General features: G+C 42.8%; 18 protein-coding genes. 5 read left to right on the plus strand and 13 right to left on the minus strand.

Annotation, left to right across the window (positions count from 1 at the left end; all coding sequences use genetic code 11):
* Positions 1-24 precede the first annotated feature (24 nt).
* Positions 25-849 carry an alpha/beta hydrolase gene (locus RDV52_RS02940; RefSeq protein ID WP_004367175.1) on the plus strand — a complete coding sequence of 275 codons (825 nt, stop codon included), beginning with the start codon at positions 25-27 and terminating at the stop codon, positions 847-849.
* A 107-nt stretch (positions 850-956) separates the two neighbouring features.
* A complete protein-coding gene (locus RDV52_RS02945) occupies positions 957-1,541 on the plus strand; it encodes a hypothetical protein (protein WP_115098612.1) in 585 nt (194 codons plus the stop codon).
* A 387-nt stretch (positions 1,542-1,928) separates the two neighbouring features.
* On the opposite strand, the gene RDV52_RS02950 is transcribed toward RDV52_RS02945, so the two are convergent.
* Complete coding sequence (locus RDV52_RS02950; RefSeq protein ID WP_004363655.1) at positions 1,929-3,332, minus strand: C1 family peptidase; 1,404 nt, start codon at positions 3,330-3,332, stop codon at positions 1,929-1,931.
* Positions 3,333-3,616: 284 nt separating this feature from the next.
* On the opposite strand from RDV52_RS02950, the gene RDV52_RS02955 reads away from it, so the two are divergent.
* Positions 3,617-4,771, plus strand: a complete 1,155-nt coding sequence (locus RDV52_RS02955) for a TlpA disulfide reductase family protein (protein WP_004367172.1) — start codon at positions 3,617-3,619, stop codon at positions 4,769-4,771.
* A 101-nt stretch (positions 4,772-4,872) separates the two neighbouring features.
* Here the strand turns inward: RDV52_RS02955 and yfcE are convergent, their stop codons facing one another.
* Entirely contained in the window at positions 4,873-5,412 is a 540-nt protein-coding gene (yfcE, locus tag RDV52_RS02960) for a phosphodiesterase (protein WP_004367171.1), read from the minus strand.
* 131 nt (positions 5,413-5,543) lie between these two features.
* Between yfcE and RDV52_RS02965 the strand changes: the two genes are divergently transcribed.
* On the plus strand, positions 5,544-6,491 hold the full coding sequence (locus RDV52_RS02965; RefSeq protein ID WP_040556939.1) for a DUF7017 domain-containing protein: 948 nt from the start codon (positions 5,544-5,546) through the stop codon (positions 6,489-6,491).
* Positions 6,492-6,576: 85 nt separating this feature from the next.
* On the opposite strand, the gene dprA is transcribed toward RDV52_RS02965, so the two are convergent.
* From dprA to RDV52_RS02985, 4 genes are all read right to left on the minus strand, one after another.
* The gene (gene dprA, locus RDV52_RS02970; RefSeq protein WP_004367169.1) at positions 6,577-7,707 is read right to left on the minus strand and encodes a DNA-processing protein DprA; all 1,131 of its coding nucleotides are present in this window, start codon (positions 7,705-7,707) and stop codon (positions 6,577-6,579) included.
* A 29-nt stretch (positions 7,708-7,736) separates the two neighbouring features.
* Positions 7,737-8,156, minus strand: a complete 420-nt coding sequence (locus tag RDV52_RS02975) for an acyl-CoA thioesterase (protein WP_004367168.1) — start codon at positions 8,154-8,156, stop codon at positions 7,737-7,739.
* Between the two features lie 6 nt (positions 8,157-8,162).
* Positions 8,163-9,464 (minus strand): DUF2851 family protein, encoded by a 1,302-nt coding sequence (locus RDV52_RS02980; RefSeq protein ID WP_004367167.1) that lies wholly within the window; start codon positions 9,462-9,464, stop codon positions 8,163-8,165.
* 442 nt (positions 9,465-9,906) lie between these two features.
* Positions 9,907-10,200 (minus strand): hypothetical protein, encoded by a 294-nt coding sequence (locus RDV52_RS02985; RefSeq protein ID WP_004367166.1) that lies wholly within the window; start codon positions 10,198-10,200, stop codon positions 9,907-9,909.
* A gap of 255 nt (positions 10,201-10,455) precedes the next feature.
* On the opposite strand from RDV52_RS02985, the gene RDV52_RS02990 reads away from it, so the two are divergent.
* A complete protein-coding gene (locus RDV52_RS02990) occupies positions 10,456-10,884 on the plus strand; it encodes a lantibiotic ABC transporter permease (protein ID WP_115098586.1) in 429 nt (142 codons plus the stop codon).
* Between the two features lie 47 nt (positions 10,885-10,931).
* Here the strand turns inward: RDV52_RS02990 and RDV52_RS02995 are convergent, their stop codons facing one another.
* From RDV52_RS02995 to RDV52_RS03025, 7 genes are all read right to left on the minus strand, one after another.
* Positions 10,932-13,736: an outer membrane beta-barrel protein gene (locus RDV52_RS02995; protein ID WP_004367164.1), complete on the minus strand. Its 2,805-nt coding sequence runs from the start codon at positions 13,734-13,736 to the stop codon at positions 10,932-10,934.
* A gap of 321 nt (positions 13,737-14,057) precedes the next feature.
* Entirely contained in the window at positions 14,058-14,483 is a 426-nt protein-coding gene (locus RDV52_RS03000) for a hypothetical protein (RefSeq protein ID WP_004367163.1), read from the minus strand.
* A gap of 224 nt (positions 14,484-14,707) precedes the next feature.
* A complete protein-coding gene (locus RDV52_RS03005; RefSeq protein WP_040557105.1) occupies positions 14,708-15,685 on the minus strand; it encodes a hypothetical protein in 978 nt (325 codons plus the stop codon).
* Positions 15,686-16,034: 349 nt separating this feature from the next.
* Positions 16,035-17,063: a hypothetical protein gene (locus RDV52_RS03010; RefSeq protein ID WP_004364861.1), complete on the minus strand. Its 1,029-nt coding sequence runs from the start codon at positions 17,061-17,063 to the stop codon at positions 16,035-16,037.
* 55 nt (positions 17,064-17,118) lie between these two features.
* The gene (locus RDV52_RS03015; protein ID WP_004367161.1) at positions 17,119-17,856 is read right to left on the minus strand and encodes a hypothetical protein; all 738 of its coding nucleotides are present in this window, start codon (positions 17,854-17,856) and stop codon (positions 17,119-17,121) included.
* Positions 17,857-17,896: 40 nt separating this feature from the next.
* A complete protein-coding gene (locus RDV52_RS03020; protein ID WP_004367160.1) occupies positions 17,897-20,023 on the minus strand; it encodes a TonB-dependent receptor in 2,127 nt (708 codons plus the stop codon).
* Positions 20,024-20,230: 207 nt separating this feature from the next.
* On the minus strand, positions 20,231-20,554 hold the full coding sequence (locus RDV52_RS03025) for a hypothetical protein (RefSeq protein WP_036874699.1): 324 nt from the start codon (positions 20,552-20,554) through the stop codon (positions 20,231-20,233).
* Positions 20,555-20,589 lie beyond the last annotated feature (35 nt).

The raw sequence follows: 20,589 nt of genomic DNA on the forward strand, positions 1-20,589 counted from the left end.
AGATAATTTTCAGAAATAAGAACAATGAATTTTAAGAGACTCTTTTTAATAGCCGGCTTCGCAGCCACCACAATGTTTGCTGCTGCACAAAGCAGATTTGAAGTGAAACTTTATAATAGTCGCCCCCCTTATGGCAATGGCGACGACAGAGATACTGCCAAGGTACGTGTTTATCTGCCTGTCGACCGTGAATCTACAGGCAGAGCTGTCGTTATTTGTCCTGGTGGCGGTTACAGTTCGCTTTCTATGGAAACAGAAGGTTACGACTGGGGAGAGTTTTTTCAAAATCAAGGCATTGCTGCCATTGTTCTGAAATATCGTCTGCCACACGGTAAGCCAGAGGTTCCAATTTCAGATGCTGAGCAAGCCATAAAACTTACGCGCATGAATGCCACTTCATGGAAAATAGACCGTAACAATGTTGGCATCATGGGTTTTTCGGCAGGCGGACATTTGGCGGCAATGGTGGCAACAACATCGAAAGGCGATGCTAAACCCAACTTCCAAATATTGTTTTATCCCGTTATTTCTATGATGGAAGGTTATGGACACGAGGGAAGTTTCCGCAATCTCTTAGGGAAACACCCTGGCAAGAGTGACCAGAAGAAGTATAGCGCCGATATGAACGTAACCCGCATTACGCCTCGCGCCTTCATTGCACTTAGCGACGACGACGATTCTGTTCCGCCAGCTAATGGCGTAAACTATTACACCGAACTTTATCGCAACGATATTCACGCATCGCTCCACGTATATCCTGGAGGCGGACACGGCTGGGGTAGCAAGATTGGTTTCCGTTATCACGAAGAACTGATGATGGATTTGAAAGCTTGGCTTCGCAGCTTCTAAACATCATTATGATATAAATAATATAGACAGTATGTAGCAAGAATGTCATCTGGAAGTAGTATCTTTGCACCTGTAAATAACTAATCTCGTAATAAAACCTGATGAATATGAGAAGTAAAATAATTGCATTGCTACTACTTTTGTCGTGCATGTTAAATGTAAATGCACAAGACGACAATGTGCGTACAAAGAGTGTTTATGTGGAAGTGTTAGGTCCTTCAAATGGTATTGGAGTAACTTACGATGCTCGTTTCAACGAAAATTCTCGCTGGGGATATCGTGTCGGATTTGGTTTCGGATATAAAAGAACTTCGGATATCTTCGGCAAAACGTCTGTACGAGGCTATTCTGTGCCAGTCGGCGTGAACTATTTAGTGGGCGGAAAGAAGCATGCCTTGGAACTTGGTGCCGGCTTGAACGCAGGAATCTATAACAATCACGACTTTACATTCGAGCCTTGGTATGTAGAAACAACCCCAGGGAATAAAAAACAGATAGGTTGGAAGACTAAGCCTATAAAGGAAAACAAGTTCGGAATGTTTGCTTACACTACAGTTGGCTATCGTTATACTTCTAAAAAGGGGTTCCAGTTCCGTGCAGGTGTAACGCCTGCAGTAGCTTTTGCCTTTAAGGGTATTCACGACCACAAGGTAGTACTTGCACCATACATCAGTTTCGGTAAGGCTTTCTAATATTAAGCTTTATTGAATTACATGCCAAAAGCGTCTGTTCTCGAAAGAGGACAGGCGCTTTTGCATTGCCTATTGCTAATATCCGATGAGACTTTTTTGTACGATGTATCGAAGTCGATATGCCGTTTGGCAGGCATTCATATACCTATGGAATAGTATTTGATGCTGATTTAAACGAACGGAACCATATAGAGAATGTTACGGGAAGCCGTGGAAGCTATTGCGCAAGCGTATTCCCACATTTCGTTTTAACTCAAAACGTATGCCGATATAAAAAGAAAACCCCTTGCTCGAAAGTACGAACAAGGGGTAAAAATGAATAAATAATTTTTAAAGTTCGGAAGTATGTGATTGTAAACTCCCTATAGCTCTGCGATGCAGAGTGTATTATTTGTCTTCTTGGAACAATGGGTCGTCTGGCATAACCATAATAGGTTTCTGCTGTGCGGCCTTTAAAATGTTTTCGGGAACATACTTCTTGTCTATCACCAGACGGAAGCTGTATTCGTTGAACCAAGGATTTGTCATAATCAAACAGCCGTTATGCCCATTCGTTGGACCCCAGCTGTTCTCCACTTTCCACTTCTTTGGCTGTCCGTTTTCGTCAAGGTCCACAGCAGTAAGTGTCATTGCGTGGGTAGAACCACTGTCGAATGTAGAAATGCGTTCGGCTTTGTTCATTGGGAAAGAAGTTCCAAAGAGCGTTGCATAGTCGAAGTTGTCCAAGTCTAAATAGCCACGTTTACGGTCTAACTGCTTGCCTACGTCATAGCTCGAATACATCTTTGTGTCGTCTTTTAACGATGCGATAGCCATCTTTGCAATATCTTCCATCGGCAGGTTTATGTACTTCCAGTTGTGTCCGTCGTATGTATGGCGGTCGTATTCCACTTCGTAAGTCTTGTAGTATTCGCGGCGTGGGTCGTTCATCGCCATGATGAAAGTGCCGTTAAGTTTGTGTCCAACCACCTCGTCGCGGAACGATTGCGGGGTGTAGGTCTTTGGTTTGCCAACGCTGTTGCCATTCTTGTCCTTGAAAGCATACTCGAAAGTTTTTACAGGTTCGCCCAATGCGAGGGTAAGAATGTGGTAAATATCGCCCAACATTTCAGTTTTGCGTGCCTTAATGGCAGCAGCTGGTTTCTTGTTGGCTACCATCTTGCGAAGTTCCAAGCCATATTCGCGGAGCTTGGAAGAGATGATAGACGCCATGCGAGAGGTGTTTTCAGCCGAATAACTCTCCGGCATCACCTCCATCGGCACCAGTCCATACTTGTCTACAAGGTCGGAAACGCCGCAGAAAGTACCACCATCGCTAATCGGACTCTTAAAGAAGAACTGCACCATAGGGTTGTCCATTGGCTTGTTAGCGTTGTCTATAACTCCCTGGAGCATAAGGTTGGCTTTCTCCAATTGGTCGTGGAAGCTAAGGTAAACGTGCGAAAGCTCTACGCGCAGCGTGTCTTTGTGCTTGCGCGCGAAGTTTGAACGCAACACATTCAAGCCCGAAAAGAGCCAGCACCGTCCCGAACTCTTTTGGTTGTGAATGTTCTGTTTGGTTGTTTCAACGCTGAAATGGGTGTCGAAGCTACCCTCTTTCTTGAAGTTACGAGCAAGGTCGTCGATAGCGTTTGTCTTGATGGCGTTTGCCAAAGCGCGGTTTGCAGTAGACGAACTCCCTGCAGTAATCTTGTCCATCATTTGCTGGTCAATTCCCCCAGCCTTTGTCTGTGCTTGCATTGACACGGCAAAAGTGAGCAATCCACAGGCAATAAATGTCTTTTTGTCCATAGAACTTGTTTGTAATTTTATAGATTATTTCTGTATTTATAGTATTCTGTTAGTTGTATCGCCAACCTTTGTCTGTGCCGAAGAGGCAAAGAAGCCCATCTTGTAAAGCGACTTTGCAAAGATAGATAAAAAACTTTAATCACACAACCTTTATGCGAAACTATGACGAAAGTATGCAGAATACACGGCATGGTTGTGCCCGTAGCCAGCTATTTTTATACTTCTATCTTGGTATTTCTCTATAAAAGGTTTACCTTTGCACGTATAAATCACACTTTTACGCAATGAAAAATATATTAAAAACAATTGTTGCAAGTATTTTTGTCGTAGGAATTACTGTACTGATGAGTGGTTGTGGCAAAGAAATGTTCCACGTTGAAGGAGCGATAGGCAATGCCAAAGACTCCATTCTCTACTTTGAGCATAATGGTTTGACGGGTTTCACAACGGTCGATTCGGTGAAACTCGATGCGAAAGGTGCGTTCTCGTTTGCGAGCGACAAGGTAAACAATCCGGAGTTCTATAGATTACGTATTGCAGGACAGATTATCAACATTGCAATAGACTCTACAGAAACGGTTAAAGTAGATGCGAAATATCCGCAAATGGCAACCGATTACAGCGTGAATGGTTCGTACGAGAACGAAAAGATAAAACAACTGGCTTTGAAACAAATAAACTTGCAGGCTCAATGCCAGGCTCTTTACAGTGAGCAACCTCAAGCAGCCGACTCGCTTGTACAGCAACTTATTCAAGCATATAAGTACGATGTGTCGCATAACTACATATTTAAAGAACCCATGAAAGCCTATAGTTACTTCGCGCTCTTCCAGTATATAGTGGTAAACAACGAGGCACGACTCATCTTTAATCCCGCTGTAGACCCTGAGGACAATAAGGTTTTTGGTGCAGTAGCTACAAGTTGGGACACTTACTTCCCTAATTCGGAACGTGGACAGAACCTTCATAACATTACTATAAAGGGGATGCGCGACAATCGTATTGCTGCTGCCAACAAGCAAAACATACAAATTGAGGCTGAAGAAACAGGGGTGATAGACTTGCCTTTACGCGATAACAAGGGGAATATGCACCATCTGACCGATTTGCTAGGCAAGGTTGTGCTGCTGGACTTCCACGCTTTTTCACTGCCAGATTCGCCGGAATATATTATGCAAATGCGCGAACTGTACGATAAATACCACGCAAAAGGCTTGGAAATATATATGGTGTCGCTCGACGAAAACGAACATTTCTGGAAAGAAAGCGTGGCAACCCTGCCATGGATTAATGTCTACGACAATACAGGAATTAGCGAAGCGTACACCAGTGCAGCTACAGCAACACCTATTATCTACCTTATCGACCGCAGCAATACCGTTGTTAGAAACCCTGCACAGATTAAGAACTTGCCTAAAGAAATAGAAGCACTGCTCTGAAGCAGGCTTACAGCACAATGAACAACGCGCTACTATTTCCACATTCCGTAGAAACAGTGGCGCGTTTCCGTGTCTATAAGCTTTGTAGGGTATGGCTTTCGTTATAACGTATATTGCTTTAAAACACACCCTTCCATATCGTAGGCAGTGAAAGTTCCCCCTTCATACGTCATAAACGTAGCCACATTGCCACCTTTCGGAAAGGTTATCGAGCCTGTATTGCAGATAACCGTACCTGCTTCGGGCGTTATTTCCCACAGGTGGGTGTGTCCATAAACCACGGCATCGAACTTTCCTTTGGGCATATTCTCCTTATTATATATATGCCCATGGGTAAGAAACAGCTTCTTGCCTTCGTCTACCAACAATACATAATCGCCAAGAATAGGAAAGTTCAGCAACATTTGGTCTACCTCGGCATCGCAGTTTCCCCGCACGGCAACAACGTCTTTAGCACGTGCATTCAGCAGTTCAACAATGCCTTTAGGATCCAATCCTTCCGGAATAGAGTTGCGTGGACCATAGTTTAATATGTCTCCTAAAATGCAAAGCATATCGCAATGTTGTTCATCGTAGAACTTTAGCACTTTTTCCAAGGCAGGACGGCAACCGTGAATATCTGATACCAGTAAATATTTCATACCACTCTTTTTGCTGGCAAAGGTACTATCTTTAATTCATAGTTTTTGTTTTTTACGGCTGTAATTATGCAACTTAGATATTTTTTATTATCTTTGTGATATCCAAACAAGATGGAGAAAGGAACGATACTATGGAAGTAAGAGACGTGTTTGAGCTGAGAAAGCAGGGAAAAATAGAAGAAGCATACAACGCTATCCGCCCTATGTATGCAGCACACAAGGGGCATTATACTACAATTGCCATGTTCTGGATTGGTGTAGACGTCATGCGTCTGCGCTATCAGCAGCGCCGTCTGGAGGAAGCATACAAGATATTCCAAAGTCTTTTGCGCCTTTATCCAACGATGGACGACAAGAATCTGCGCGGACAAGCTACGCTTTTGCGTGCGGCTATGTTTGTTTTCGACCATGATACCAGCTTTTCTATCCTGAACTTTGTGTCCGAGCGGAATGTCATAACGAAGCTGACAGACGATGACTGGCTGACGACCGAGAGCAACGGGCACCCTGTCCAGTCGTTAGGAATGCGTATTGTAGGAAAGGTTTTTAAGGAAGTAGAAGGCAAGCCGACAGTGGAAACAGCACTAAAAGCAGCTCCAATACTTGCCGAAGCACTGAAGCATAGCCCTTATAACCTTAATAATCAACGCTACAAAGCCATGATTTATACCATTATGGGCAAGCGTGGTAAAGCCATAAACATATACCGACATTTGTTAAGAGACCGCCACCGGTCAGTTCTGTACAAGGAGTTGGCAGCGTTAATCGACGACAGACAGTTCAAGATTGCGTTGCTGACGCGTGCCATAGCCACACAACGCGACGAGAAATTCCGACAACGAATGCGCTTTCAGCTTGCCAACATGTTGTTTAACACCCACAAGCCGTATGCAAAATACGAATTGGAGAAATGTATTTCGGCACGTAAAGCTGCCAAATATGCCATTACGTGGGAAATGCAGAACCTTTCCAGCAGTCTGAACGACGTGGCTGCTGCAAGCGAGATAGACCATAAGGCTTTCTATCGTGCACAAGCTGCTGTAGTAGAAAAATATGTAAAGGCAATCGATATTCTTTGATTCTTTCAATCAGACTTTGCCTGATGAGTGATTGGCGATGAGTGTTTGGCGTTCAGTTCTGTTGTGTTTAGTTTAGCAACCCCACTTAAACCTCCAACAAATGGTAGCAACCGCCAGCCATTGTCTTTACTATTCCTTTCATTTCCAGCTCGAAAAGCAAAGCCATAAGGCGTGCCATAGGAAAATTGGTTCGTACTGAAAGCATGTTGATTTGCTGGTCGTTCTGTTGCCGGAGAGCCTCCACTACTGTTTGTTCTTCGTTGTCCAGGTTTGGGAACAACGTGCGCTCTATGCCTCGTTTCTGGGCTTTTTCTATTTTAATGTCGTTGTCCCAGTTCATGGCTTTCACGAAGTCGTAAGCCGAAGTAACCAGACTTGCAACGTTATCGCGTATTAAATGGTTGCAGCCTTCGCTGTATTCTGCTCCGATAGACCCGGGAAAGGCGAACACTTCACGGTTATAGCTGCGTGCTATGCTGCACGTTATAAGCCCTCCGCCCTTGTTTGCCGACTCAATAAGCAGGGTTGCGTCTGTACAACCTGCCACAATTCTGTTTCGTTGTACGAAGTTCTTGGGCATAGGTTGGGTATTTGTGGTATATTCTGTAATAATGCCGCCTCCCTTTTCGCACATTTCCTTTGCCGTCCCGGTATGCATACGTGGATAGACCATGTCTAATCCGTGTGCCACAACGCCCACAGTCTCCATGTTGTTCGCCAGACTTTCGCGGTGTGCACAGATGTCTATGCCGTATGCCAAGCCACTAAATACGAGTGCGTCGGGGCAGATTGACTTCAGTTCGCGTATGAAAACACGAATCAGGTCGCGCCCATATTGTGTGCAATTGCGTGTACCTATAATGTCCAGTGTGTGCTGTTTGTTCAGGTTTACATTGCCACGCTTGTATAAAACTAATGGTGCATCGGGACATTCGCGCAGTCGTTGCGGATAGTTTACATCGTTAAGGCAAAGCACTTCTATGTTGTTCTGCTCGTCGTATTGCAGTTCGCGTTCGGCAAAAGGCAGAATGTTGTCCCAGTTCTTCAGCACTTCAACAAGATGTGGCGTAGCGTCCGGGAGAATGTCGCGTATGTTGTGGCGATGTTCATAGACAACCGTTGCCGACCCAGCTTTTTGATAAAGCTCCATCAGTGCAGGCAAATTAAACCCACCTATACGTGTCAGCGCAATGGCATAGAGGTGTTCTTGCTTCATGGCTTGCGTTTATTTCTATTCCTTTTGTTTTATTCTTGTTGCAAGAAGGGTGCGAAAGCGTCGTCGTAATCTTTGCTTTCGGCGAGTCGCCCGTTAATCAATATAACAAGCGTAACGTCGGCATGGAAGCACAGACGTTCGTCGCTCGCCCGGTAAAGGTCCTGTGTAAATATGTAGCGAATGCCCTCTTTACGGAGTCCCAGCCGCGAAATAAACTCATCGTCGCAAGTCAGCGGGGTTTTATATTCCAAGTTCATGCGAGCCACGACGGGGTCTATGCCTTTATCGTGTAACTTCGAGAAGCTGATGCCTAACGAACGAATGAAGCGGTGGCGCGTATGTTCGGTGTAGTGCAGATAGTGTGCATTGTTCACAATACCTTGTATGTCGCACTCGTAGTCGCGCACTTCCATTCGTGTCTCGTATATGTACTTTGTTGTTTTCCTCATTGTTTTTTATTTCCTTTCCTTTAAGTATTCGTATCCTATTCTGCACCGTAAGCATTCTTTGCGGTCGCAATAATCTTTTTTCAGTTGTATCAATGCCTGAGAGTCGCCGGCAGTTTCCACCGTTAGCCCCACCTCTTTCCACATTCTTACAATGTGGTTGTTTTCGGCTTTCAGTGCTTCCAAGAAGGCGAAAGCACGGTCGCAAAACTTCTCTGACATTTTGTATTGCCCGTAAGCGAACAAGAATGGTACGACCGTATTGATGATAATGAGTTCTATTGATGTCTTCGATAAGTTCTTTTCCGACTGTTTATTGTCGTTCCCACCAAATGTGTAATGTGTCTCCCAATAGGGTGTTACCTGCGTTTTTAGCAGTTTTGCAACTTCTTTTATAGTGGTACAATCTGTCATTTCTGCCAATCCTGCCCGTCTGTTGTAGTAAAGTTGAGCAAGCTGCGCTATGCGAATGTACGGAAAATTCTGTGGACGTAGCCTAAGAAAGCGCCACTGATGCCCGTCTATTGGGGTGAGTGCGAACTTGTGTGCCAAGTATTTGTATTCGCGTTGCAGGCGTTGGAAGTAGTCGTCGGCTACGGCTTTTTCGCGATGTTGCCTTGGTAACGCATCGGCTTGCAATAGTCCTGCCTGCCCCATAAATAGGGCTTCCACCTGGAATAGATCGTCGCGATGATGGTCTGCAGTATGAAAAGGTATTGCCTTCGCCCACTGTTCGAATGCATCACCGTTTATTCCGAAGCCGAAATTGCGTGCCAACGACACAAAGTAAGTTGCCTCCCAGTCGCCGTTGCAGGCTTTCAGACGTTCTGAAATGGCTGTTGTTCGCTGTTCCAACCGCTCGGCTTGTAGTGCACTCAGCCACGAATGAACCATAAATTTCGGCAAGTCTGGCACGATTTTGTAGCAAGGCGGATAGGCGTCGGCAGTGAGCAGTTCTTTATAATGTAGCCTTACAGCTTGTGGTACAGGCAGAACAAGTTGAGGTGGAGTGTCGCCATTCTGTTTCTTTACCGTAGTGTCTGCTTGTTCCACGACGTGCAACACGACATTGTTGTAGTGTGCATCGGTGTCATGTCTGTGCATATACCAATCGGAAGCCTTATCGTGGATCTCTACATTCCCCACCCACAGCGTGTCGTTAATTTTTATTTTCGCATTAAAGAAGTCGGGACCTGCATTGCTGTTGGGCAGTCCTACGTCTACCACTTCTACCAATTGTCCATCGGTAGTAGCAAGTTGTGCCAGCGGGAATAGTTTATGTTTCCACACGTAGTGGATAAGTTTTTCCATAGTCGGTAATGCTTTACGAGGACAAAAATACAAAAAAATAGTTGGAGAAAGAAAGAAGTTGAGTGCTTTTTCTGGTATAGGCAGCAAACGGAAGTTGCTTTTTGGCTTATTCTGTCTTTTTGAAATGTATTACGCCAAGTGGACTTACACACCCTGTGGCATAGATTGTTCGGGAGGGAATGTGCTGTAAATATTTTCAGCAAAGTGTTGTTTTGTGTAATTGCCTCTTTATCAGTACCTTGCAAAAGGCATTGTTTTGCGTGGTAAAACAGGCTGTTTTGCGATGCAAAACCCACTGTTTCACTTTGCAGAAGTGTATATTCCAAAATCTGCATGAATTCTTCTTGAAATTCAATATCCTTTTATTGCTTCATGATTCTATTCCGTTTGTTCTGCCCAAGCTCCTGCACTAAACGTTTACACACGCATTTCAAATTCTTTGCTACGACCAAAATTCACGGCTGCCCATATCTTCCATACTGCCCTTGCATTGCGGACAAGTATGTCCGTCCCACTTTATGATGTGTTCTGAACCGCAATTCAAGCACAGTCTGCCTACCAATGTGCGAAACGAAGGGGCAGCATCGCCGATTACGCCACCCACCACCAATGGCTGCACCGAGTGGCAGTCGGCACACGATACCATTTCGATGGTTTGCCCCATAAAGCCTTTTCCCTCGTAAATGTCAGCCTCATAGCCGCAAGCAACGCATTTGTATTTCCGTATAAACCCCATTATTGCCGTTTTGTAATACTGATAACAACGCAAAGTTACACAAAAAAAGGATTGCACAAACACTATGTGCAATCCTTTTTATGAACGAAGTTGCAATAATGAGGAAGTAAAAAAGATACTAAAAACCTTTTCAAATAAATATTAATATTTACCTTTGCAAAAGTTCATAGGTTGTCGTCGATGATTAAAAACAAATGTTTTCTTTAAGTCAGACAATACAGAAAATTCAACAACAACAATAAAAAAACAGAACAAATGAGAATTATTTTGCTTATTATTTTATTCTTTATACATTACTTTTTATCTATAAAAACTTATAAGAAATATCAAGGCAAGAAGTTGTTACTTCTTTATCTTAAATGGACTGTAGGCGCATGTATTCTGGCTGTCCTTACCTCTGTTATGGTTAATTGCTTCCCTACAATGGACAATAGGGAGCTTTACATTATGAGTACAGGTACTATAGTAATCATCAGTTTATCCAATCTAATGATACTCGTGCTAACAACCGTATTCCCTTATACATTTTCTCTTATGAAGAAACAAGCATTAAAAAATGGGGTTCAGATGCCAGAGAATTATGATGAAAGAATAAATAAAAAGCAGACATGGCTTTTCAATTATCTTAAAATTATGCAATTGGTAATGTGTGCCGTTGCAATATTAGCAATTATGTTTCTATAAAAGGATTGCATAAACACCATGTGCAATCCTTTTTATCAGTGAAAGTATTATTTTTTCTTCGGATTAATGTTGAACTTCCACGCAAGAGAAAGCATTACATATCGCGGTATGCTGTTGTTCCACGACTCTGTACGCCCTTGCGAATTAATAACGTAGCGGGTGTTTGACAGTTGTTGCAACAGGTCGAAACCTTGCAGTTTAGCGGTAAGATGTCCTTTTAAGAAGGTACGTGCCAACTGAACATTCCAAATCCAATCGGTGGTATTCATCTCCGTTTGCTGATAGCCACGGCGTGCAAACATTGTCATGTCGGTAGTAAGTTGCAACTCCCAAGGCAATACGATCTGTGCATTCAGCCCTATGTTGTAGTCAGATGCCTTGATTTTCTCAAAGCCTACACGCTCGCTATTTATAAGATAGTACTTTCCACCTGTATGGAATGTAAATTCATAGTTGTCGTTCAGACGATAATTAACCTTCAGTTCATCGCCAAACTCCCAGTTATTTACAATGCTTCGTTGGCTTTCAGTGCTTCCAGCTATTGAAGCCATATCTACACTGTGGTTATAATTCGTAGAGAAATTGTTGCTGAACAGGATTTTGTTCGCTTTATCCAATGCACGTTTAAACTCTACTTCAAACTTTGTATTCCAATTGCCATTCACACTGGTAGGATATATAATTGAAGCTCCAGTCGTCTTATCAAAGATGAGCGCATAGGCCACTTGGTTGTCTGTTCGGTGATAATTGGCAGATAAACTAATTGTTTGTTCATTTTCTCCATTAAGGGTAACATTGGCTTCTACATCATAATGATGCAGGTTGCGTAAGTCTTTATTACCCAATCGAATGTTCAGAGGGTCGCTGTCGTTGCGATAATCAGCTGTGGCAAGCAGAGTTGGAAAGTCTGATTTCATACGTGCAGTAAACACCCACGATACATTTTCGTCCCAATGGTATAATTCTATGTTCGGTTCAAAGAACAGTTTGCGGCGAGAAAAACGTTGCTCACTAATACCATAATAATGGAAATCGGCATTTAATAAACGTAGCGGAAGGTTTAGTGAAACAAAGCTATTTAATACTTTAATCTTACGATTAAAATATTTAAAATTAAATCTGTGTTCGTTTCGATACTCATTGAAGCAGTAGCTATTGTTATTATCCAATGCAGAAAGAAGTACATTTGAAGCAGAAGGCAAGACATTAAACTGATTAATATCTCTTCCTGCAAGCCAGTCAAGACGATAAAGCAAATTGCTTGCCTTGTTGTAAGTGTAGGTATAAGAATAACTTGGAGCGAACGTTGTCTTACGTATATTTATATCATAGCCCACACCAGCAAATAGCTTCAGCTTCTGATTGGGCATGTCAAAGTAATTGTTACGAAGGTCGTTGGGCTGACCTCCTTGCAAATATTGAACGTTGTTCAACATAAACTGCTTTTGCTTATTACGATTGTAACTTACAGAAAAGTCTCCTCGTATCAAGTCTGTAATGTACTTAACATAATTGTCTGTCGAGAAGTCAAAGTTGAAATCGCTTGACTCGAAACTGTTTCTCGATAGCAAAGTATTCAGCTTTGTTGTTTCATTTGCAGTGGCGCTGTTCATACTTCCAAACCCATTATTGCGCAGATAGGAAATACTAAGAGAGTTAGATGTAGAGTAATTAGTCTTATCAATAGAAAGACGGTTTATGCTTTCCCACTTATCCGAACTATTCAGTTGTTTGCTATGATTGTGTAAGAATGAGTTTCCTTCAGGCAAATAAGTTTGCGTATGTGTAATAGACTCGTTGTCTGTACCGATATGTTGCCAAGTGTTTCCGGTTGAAACCCACGCTCTTTCATTATTCAAGAAACGTACATACGATACACCTGCGTTCTTTACTGTAAGCAAACCGTTGCCCACATCTTGCGGTTCCCATTCTCCAGTGAGTTCGGCACGCTGATTATCGTTCAGATTATTGATATTGAAGAAGGCTCCCATACGTTCTTTATCGGAGAACTTCATACCGAAACCACGAAGTTTGTAACGCTTCTGTGTACCGCCACCAGCTTCCAAATCGCCCATATAGCCCGTTGCATACTCGCGTTTCAACCTGACGTCCATCACGTAAGTATTATCGCCCATATTTTGTTGCATCAGCCTTGACTTTGTTCCCGCCTTGTTATATACCTTTATTTTGTTCACCGTATAGGCAGGAAGGTTCTCTAAAGCCAACTTAGGATTACCGGCAAAGAATTCCTGTCCGTTTACCAACAGACTCTGAATGAACCTCCCATTCACATAAATCCTTCCGTCTTTCTCTAACTTTGCACCTGGCAAGCGGGCGATTAAGGCATCGAGCATATTGCCTTCGGCTAAGTTAAAAGCATTGGCATTGTAGACAATAGTATCGCCTTTCATGACCATTTTCACCTTCGAAGCAACAACTGTAACTTCCTTCAGTTCGTGTTCTACAATCTTCGTCATTCGGATTTCTTTTACCTTAATATAGTCTTCGCGAGTGCTTCTCAATTCACAATTCATATAACAAACGTCATAGCCCTCTTTCTCAGCCTTAATAATGTACTTTCCTTTCGCAGTTACAGCATCTTTAAATTCATAATAAGCCTTGTGATAACCAATATCCCAAGGCATCTCTTCAATATCCGCTGTAATCGTATCAATAACAACACTATCAGCAGTCATCAAAGTTATCTTGGCTGTAACGCCCATTCCTGTTATGTTATCAACAACAGAACCTTCAACGGAATGTTTGTAATCGCTCGCTTGAATAGGTAAAGCAAAAAGCAGTAATGCTACATAAATACAGCTGACATACTTCTTAATACAGATTTCTCTCATAAGTATAATTTGGGGTTTTAAAGGTTTCAACAGAATCTTAGAAAGCTCTGTTTGGGTTAAAACTTATACGATAGATGCTATAATAGCACCATACGATATTAAGCGTTATTCTATTACATTATGCAAAGGTAGGAAAAAACAAGTGTTAATTGCACGTTGGTACACATTTAATTTTTATTTAAGGATATGAGAACGCAATAATTCTTTTATGTCATTCTTTCGTTTCTTATATATGTTAGTTGCATTTTTCACGTGTCAAATAGTATTACTTACGCGTAAGGGTTGCTGCATTGCTTTTCCTTCTCTATTCCCATGTGTCATCTAACAGCCCAGCAAGGAATGTTTCTTCCGATTCTTCCATCTTCCTTTCATCTTTTTACTACCCTTTCTATTGCTTCTGTTTATCTGCATCAAGGCAAATTTACAAAACAACAAGAAGTTCAGAGCGGTATTCTTTCTCTTCCTTGTACTGTCCTCGTCAAAGGTAGCAGCCAATAGCCAATGCAGGTTGTTCCCAATCTCCAATGTGATCCTAAAGGCAGAGAGACAGACAAAATATGGTGTTACCTTAATCTTATCAGCTTCCAAGTTTTCAATTGATTGATCTGCAACATATGTTTTCATCTGCTCTGCAGAAGTCTGCATGTCTGCAAAATGATTATCATGTTTACTTAATACCTCATACTTTAAGGTCATTACATCTTTGACACCTTCTCCTATATATTGTGATACTTCAGGACGAACCAAATGGTGTAAACCGGTATAACCACCATGGTAATGAGTATAGAATAAAGCATTAGCACCTGCTGTTAGTGAGTCAATATCCTCCCTGGACAGTTCTTCCTGATGGCTGCCAGGAAAATTGCTGCCAAGATCAATGATTATCTTACAGCCATCGTGCTCGATTATAGTGATGTACCCCCCCCAATCTTATTTACTCTGTGAATGGTTATTTTCATCTTGTTATCCTTCTATTTTTTTGAAGTAAGGATCGTTCCTTTTTCATCACATGTGAAAGCTTTCATAGACGGAAGAAATAGGTCTCTAACAAAACAATACCTCTCACAAATTGATTTTGAAAGTTTGCTGTCTTTACCGTAAATGACGCATGGAATTATCTTGTTAGATAATTTGGAAGGAAAATATCTCAGGAAAGATTTCGATATTAACCCCATATTGATTTTCTGTTCAACCATAGTCTTGATATGTTCATAGAGGAGGTTGTCACCAGACAAGAGTTTACTCAACTGCTTGTAATAATAAGCAGTCTGGATAGGCGAAAGAGCTGTTTTTGCAGGAGCGTCCTGTTTTAGTTCCATGATTAGAATATCGCCATTCTTATTGAGACCAAGGAAATCGAACTCTCCATATTCTGCTTTTATATCCTTAGGCAATTTTCCCTCGTAGGTAGAACGTAGGACTGTGATATTTTTTTGTTGATCATAAACAATATCTTTATTCCATTCAGTTTTTATGACTTCATCCTTAAATCCGATAACAAACTCTTTATCGATAATTATAAAATCATCAGATTCCTGATAATTGAACGTATACCTTCTGCCTATCAATGTCTGATAATGGCCTTCTTTATGCGTCCCATCTGTAGCAATATAATATCTATCGAACTCCTTTTCTGCTTCAATCTTTGAGAGATATTTCTCGAAAAGTGAGGGAGAAGGAGAACTGAAAAATTCTTCATCTAACCTCATATATTTATCAGCTGCTTTATAACCAGCAAATTTCCCTTTTCTGAATAATACTTGGAAAATTCTTCCAGTTCCTCTATAAATAGAAAACCAAGAACGATTTTGTTTAGGATCATGTCCAGTCTGAAAGTCAAGAGACTCATGTCTCTTGACAAAAGGTATGAGCCAATCTAACTCTTGCGTTATGTGCTGAACCAATTCATCACACATGATTCTATCATAATACGTTGTGATTATTTCCATGATTTTATTCTTATATTGATTTTCTTCTTTAATATTGTTGAATAGCTCTATTCCTAATCTGTCTAATTCGCTCGGCAACCAAGCCGTACTCCTTAGCAATTTCGGTACTATCTTTAAAAAGAGTGTAAGGCACTACTGCATTATTACACAAGAAGAATACAACCTGCTAAGTGTCGCCTTTTCACTAAAATAGGGTATAAACAAGACAATTCCACAGTCTAATACATACACAAGTGCAGATAAAGACTGTGGAATTATTAGCATAGTAGTATAACAGTCAGGTAGCATGTGTGGAACTGCTTACCTATAAAAACTTTTCAAGTTCTTCTAACGCCTACTTTAGTCTTCCTTAAAACCAATAACCGCTGTTGTCGTGTGGTGCGGGTTCCCCGTTTAACCGATAGTATAATTCGGTAAGTGCCTGCTTGTAGGTAAGGTTGAAGCAGTATTTCAGCGTGCTTATCAGTCGTCTGAACGAGGCTGGCACTTCGCTTTCCTTCATTGTCAGCGACACGTTGTCTTCGCCTTCGCCCAGTTCCGCTCTGTCCATGTAGACCATTACAGGAATGGTTATCGTGGGATACCACTTCTCGTTCTTCAGTTGTTCGGGTGTAGGAACCCAGTCAGCCACTTGCGAATGCTTCTCTACAGGTTTTCCCCAGGTATCTTTAAACACTAATTTCTTTAGGTTTACCGTCTTCTTGTCGTGGCTTTCCATCAGCATAATGTTAAGATTGCAAGTCTGACGACAGTACCCAAACGACATAATTCCCTTGAAACCGAGTGGATCTTTCAGTCCGTTGTACTGTCCTTCCCCGCTATGAATGGTTTTGTTCCAGGGAGTTGGATCTACATAATCGTAGCGCATGAACTCCTGATTGGTGGGATTGTCGAGCCGTGCATCGAAGTTTGGAAATGGTTTCTGGTCTTTTACCACAAAGAAATGCTGGTAATGCTCGCTCTTTCCGTTGTCTATGAACTGACCGTTCATAATGTTTCCGGCAGCATCGTAGTACCTGATGTCCAATGCATGGCTCACTGCGGCTTCCGAATTCTGCATCTGGTTATAGCTCATTGCGTAGAGATAAGGTGGATTCTTAGGGTCTGGCACCCACTTTCCGTTCTGCATCGTGTAGACAAACACCTGCGGAGCGTCCATATACTTTACACCATCGTACATCTTGTTCTCGTGAAAGGCGGCGTAACCGTGCAGGTGTCCCTCGTAAACGTGTATGACCACCTTTGCCGGTTGGGGACCTACAAGTTCTTTCGTCTTATCTTTTGGCTTTACTTCGTCTTCGCTACATGCCGTAAGTCCGACAGCAACGATAAGGCTCATTGCTACGAACAGCATAGATTTAAATACTTTTTTCATCATTGTTTTTTTTATTAATGGGTTATTGTTATATAAGTTTCTATTGTTTGAAACCTTGTCAGTCTTCTATCTCTATGGGCAGTTTGACACTCAAATCCCACAGGGCTTTGTTCAGCTGAGAGGGCGATGGTGCCCAGAAAGGAGAGGCTTTGCCATCGTTACCGAACTTTGTTAAATTGCCGGAGTGCATCAATGCCACTTTCAAGTTAAACTTTGTGCCGGGCTGCAAGAAGCGAATGAAGCCGAAAAAGCCCATAGGGTTGCTGTCGCCGATGAACTTTCCTTTGTATGTATCGGCGTAAGTGTATTCGTAAGGCAGCTTTGTGCGGTCTCTTACCAATACGTTGTGGGCACCATCGTTTATGTAATACATAAAGAAGTGCTGGTGAATCTTGTCTTGTTCGTTATCGAAGAACTGGTGATTCATGGGCTCTCCCTTTGCATTGTAGTAGTCTATGCGTAGAGAATAGACCACGTCGGGGTGCTTCTTCGTGTTTTTTACAACGAATTTGGTCTGTCCGCCGTCGCCTGTTTTGAAGTTTTCGCCTTTCACAACTTCCCAGATGATTTTCTGAACATTGCCTGTTGGAACAAAATCGGACTCTTTGGGCATACTCCCGAATGCTGTTCCGCTGCGCAGTTTACCCTCTGTAAGGGTGAAAACAGACTTTGTAGGGTCTTCGTGCAGCTTGTTTCTTTTCTCGTTTTCCGGCTTGTCAGGGCTGCAAGCAGCGAAAAATGCAATGCCGAACAAGCCTAATAGCATTGGTAAAATACTGTTTTTAAGTTTCATCATCTTGTCTTTTATTATTGGTTTATTTATTTTTGATTTTTATTTAGAACTTCCACCCCACGGTAATCCTTATGTCTCGACCGAGGTCGTGTGCGTAGTAACGGGCACGATTTGTATATTCTTTATATTCCTTATTGAAGATGTTGTCTGCCGAAACAAACAGGTTTAGCGTGTTGCGCTTGTCTATCCGCCATTCGGTGCCAGCCTCGAAGCCGAACAAGCTGTACGAAGCCGGGGCAAAATCTATAAGGTCGGTAGCCGCATCGAACCTGTGTTGCCGTGCTACAAAACGGTGTCTGACTTCCAACCACGGCGCAAACTTTCCCGAAAGCCTCGGTGTGTAAGTCAAGCTATGGTTGAAACGGAACGAAGGAATGTAAGGCAGGTAGTTATGCGTGTGGGGGTCGTTCGCCCAAATCATAGACGACACGAAGTGATATTCTATCTCTGCGATAGGACGAATGCGCAAATCGAGGTCTAATCCCCGTATAAATGCATCGGTCTGCATATACTGGAACAATGGATAAGTGCCCGAAATAACTGTTACATATTCGCCTTTCATCGGTCTATCGTATATATAATGTTTTACCCATTGCAGGTAGGCATCGAGCCGTACACTGAGAAACGTGCTGCGATATTCGGCAGATGCAACCCATTTGTAGCTGTTTTCGGAGGTCATGGTAGAGTCGCCACGCACGAAACGGCCTGTTCCCAACTCGTTTCCGTTGCTATACAGTTCGAAAACGTGGGGTGCACGCCATGCCAGACCAAAGTTGGAGGTTAGCGTAAGCTTGTCGGTGGCATGGTAATGGGCACCTATGCTGTAAGTGAAATTGGAGAAAGTGCGATGCCCTCCATAGTAGTCGCCTGTCCAATCGTAGCCTGCAGCCTTTGTGTCTTGCCAGTCGAAACGAACGCCAAGTTCTGCTCCAAGCCGGTTGTTCTGGTACTTTTGCAAAGCGTAAGCACCTATCTGGGTTTCCGTATGGTTCGGAATAATGGGCACGACACCCGTTCCACGCTGGTTGGAATGGTCGCTGTTCACAACTTGCGCACCCACTTCGCTTTGCCAATCACCATAGTATTTGCGCCAACGCAGATAGTTTTGCAACGATTTAAGGTGCATGCTGACAGCAGGAATATAGGAAAGGTTCATGCGCCGTATCCTATTCTCCTCTCTATCGTCCTTCTGAAAGGAGGCTAACCAATAGAAATCGCCATACTTTTCGCTATCGTAGAAAAGCTTTAACGTTGCGTTGGTGTGAATAATGTGCTGGAATGGGTAGTCTATATGGCGTGTATAAGGTGTTATATCGACCGGCTTTCCTATCTTGATGCGTTCGGCAAGCAAGTCAGCATCGCCCATCTGGGCATTGAAAAGCACGCCCAGCTTCAGGTCGTATCTGCTAAGATAGCCTTCAACACGGAACTTCTTATGCTGATAACCTAATGCTGTTGAGAAGTCGAACTCGCGTGTTCCCGTGTTGTTCAGCAAGTAATGTGCTGCTTTTTGGTCTCCGCCATTGGCATAGGTGGCTTGAATGCGCCACGCCAGCGATGGCAAGAAAGACATGGAACCTTCTGCATTGCCCACCATTTGGTAGCGATAACCGTTGGAACCATACATTCCCGACAGTCTGCCATGCACTTTCTTCTGGTTGTAAGGCAGCATGTCCTGTTCCATTACAACTATTCCGCCAAGAGCTTCAGAGCCATATCGCACTGCTTCTGCCCCTTTAACTACTTCTATTTTGGTGCTGCTGTTCTTGTCTACCTCGGGAGCATGGTCGGCTCCCCACTGTTGTCCGGTTAGCCGCGCGCCGTTATTAACCAGCAATATACGGTTTCCGTACATGCCATGGATAACTGGCTTCGATACTGTTCCGCCAGTCTGGATAGAGCTGACACCGCTGACACGTTCCAGCATCGTGCCCAACGACTGCCCTAACGAGCGTTCTATCGTTTTGTTGGTAAGCTGCGAGCTTACAGTATTGTTGCTGACGAGTTTCCGAACAGTGGAAACCTCCACGCCATCTAACACATGATAGTTTTGTTTGGTTGTATCTGGTTGCGCCACAACCTGGTCTTGCTTGTGCTGTGCAAAGCCATTTACGGGTACGAAACCATACAATCCCACTACACTTACAAAGGTGTAAACGAGCTTTTTCATATTTTTTACTATGAAATAAGAATAAAATAAGTAATTAATTGCTGTTTTTCCTGCATTGCATAGCTGCGCAAATGTGTGGCACTTACTTGACACGTAGCACCTCAGACACATTGTCCGGCACACAAAAAGGCACTATGGCAACACAGCAAAGCCTACAAACAACATGGTGTTGCAAGCTGTAAAAGGGTTTCTAAGCATGTTTAGAAACTAAGCAGAAAAGGGAGGAGCGTGAGCGTTTACCGATTCAACAGACCTGTAAACTATAATGGGTTCTAACGCTTTAGGCTTGTGCAAAAGTGTGCAGACCGTCATAGGAACATAGCTAAACAGCTTTACAGCACTGGCTTTGTGCATCGTGAAGTCGCAGACAAAGCAAGATGAGCCTACCTGGGCATTGCCTTTGGCAGACAGCTTCTCTACATGCACATCTTTATAGTCGTGAAAGTGCAAATCTTTTATAGCAAGCACGGTAGTGAATGTTATCAATAACATCCATGCCATAAGTACTTTTGATAGATTTGTTCTTTTCATTCCAACTATCTTTTGCATTCCTGGAACGGTACTGA

This window comes from Prevotella nigrescens (genome assembly GCF_031191185.1).
Lineage (GTDB): Bacteria > Bacteroidota > Bacteroidia > Bacteroidales > Bacteroidaceae > Prevotella > Prevotella nigrescens.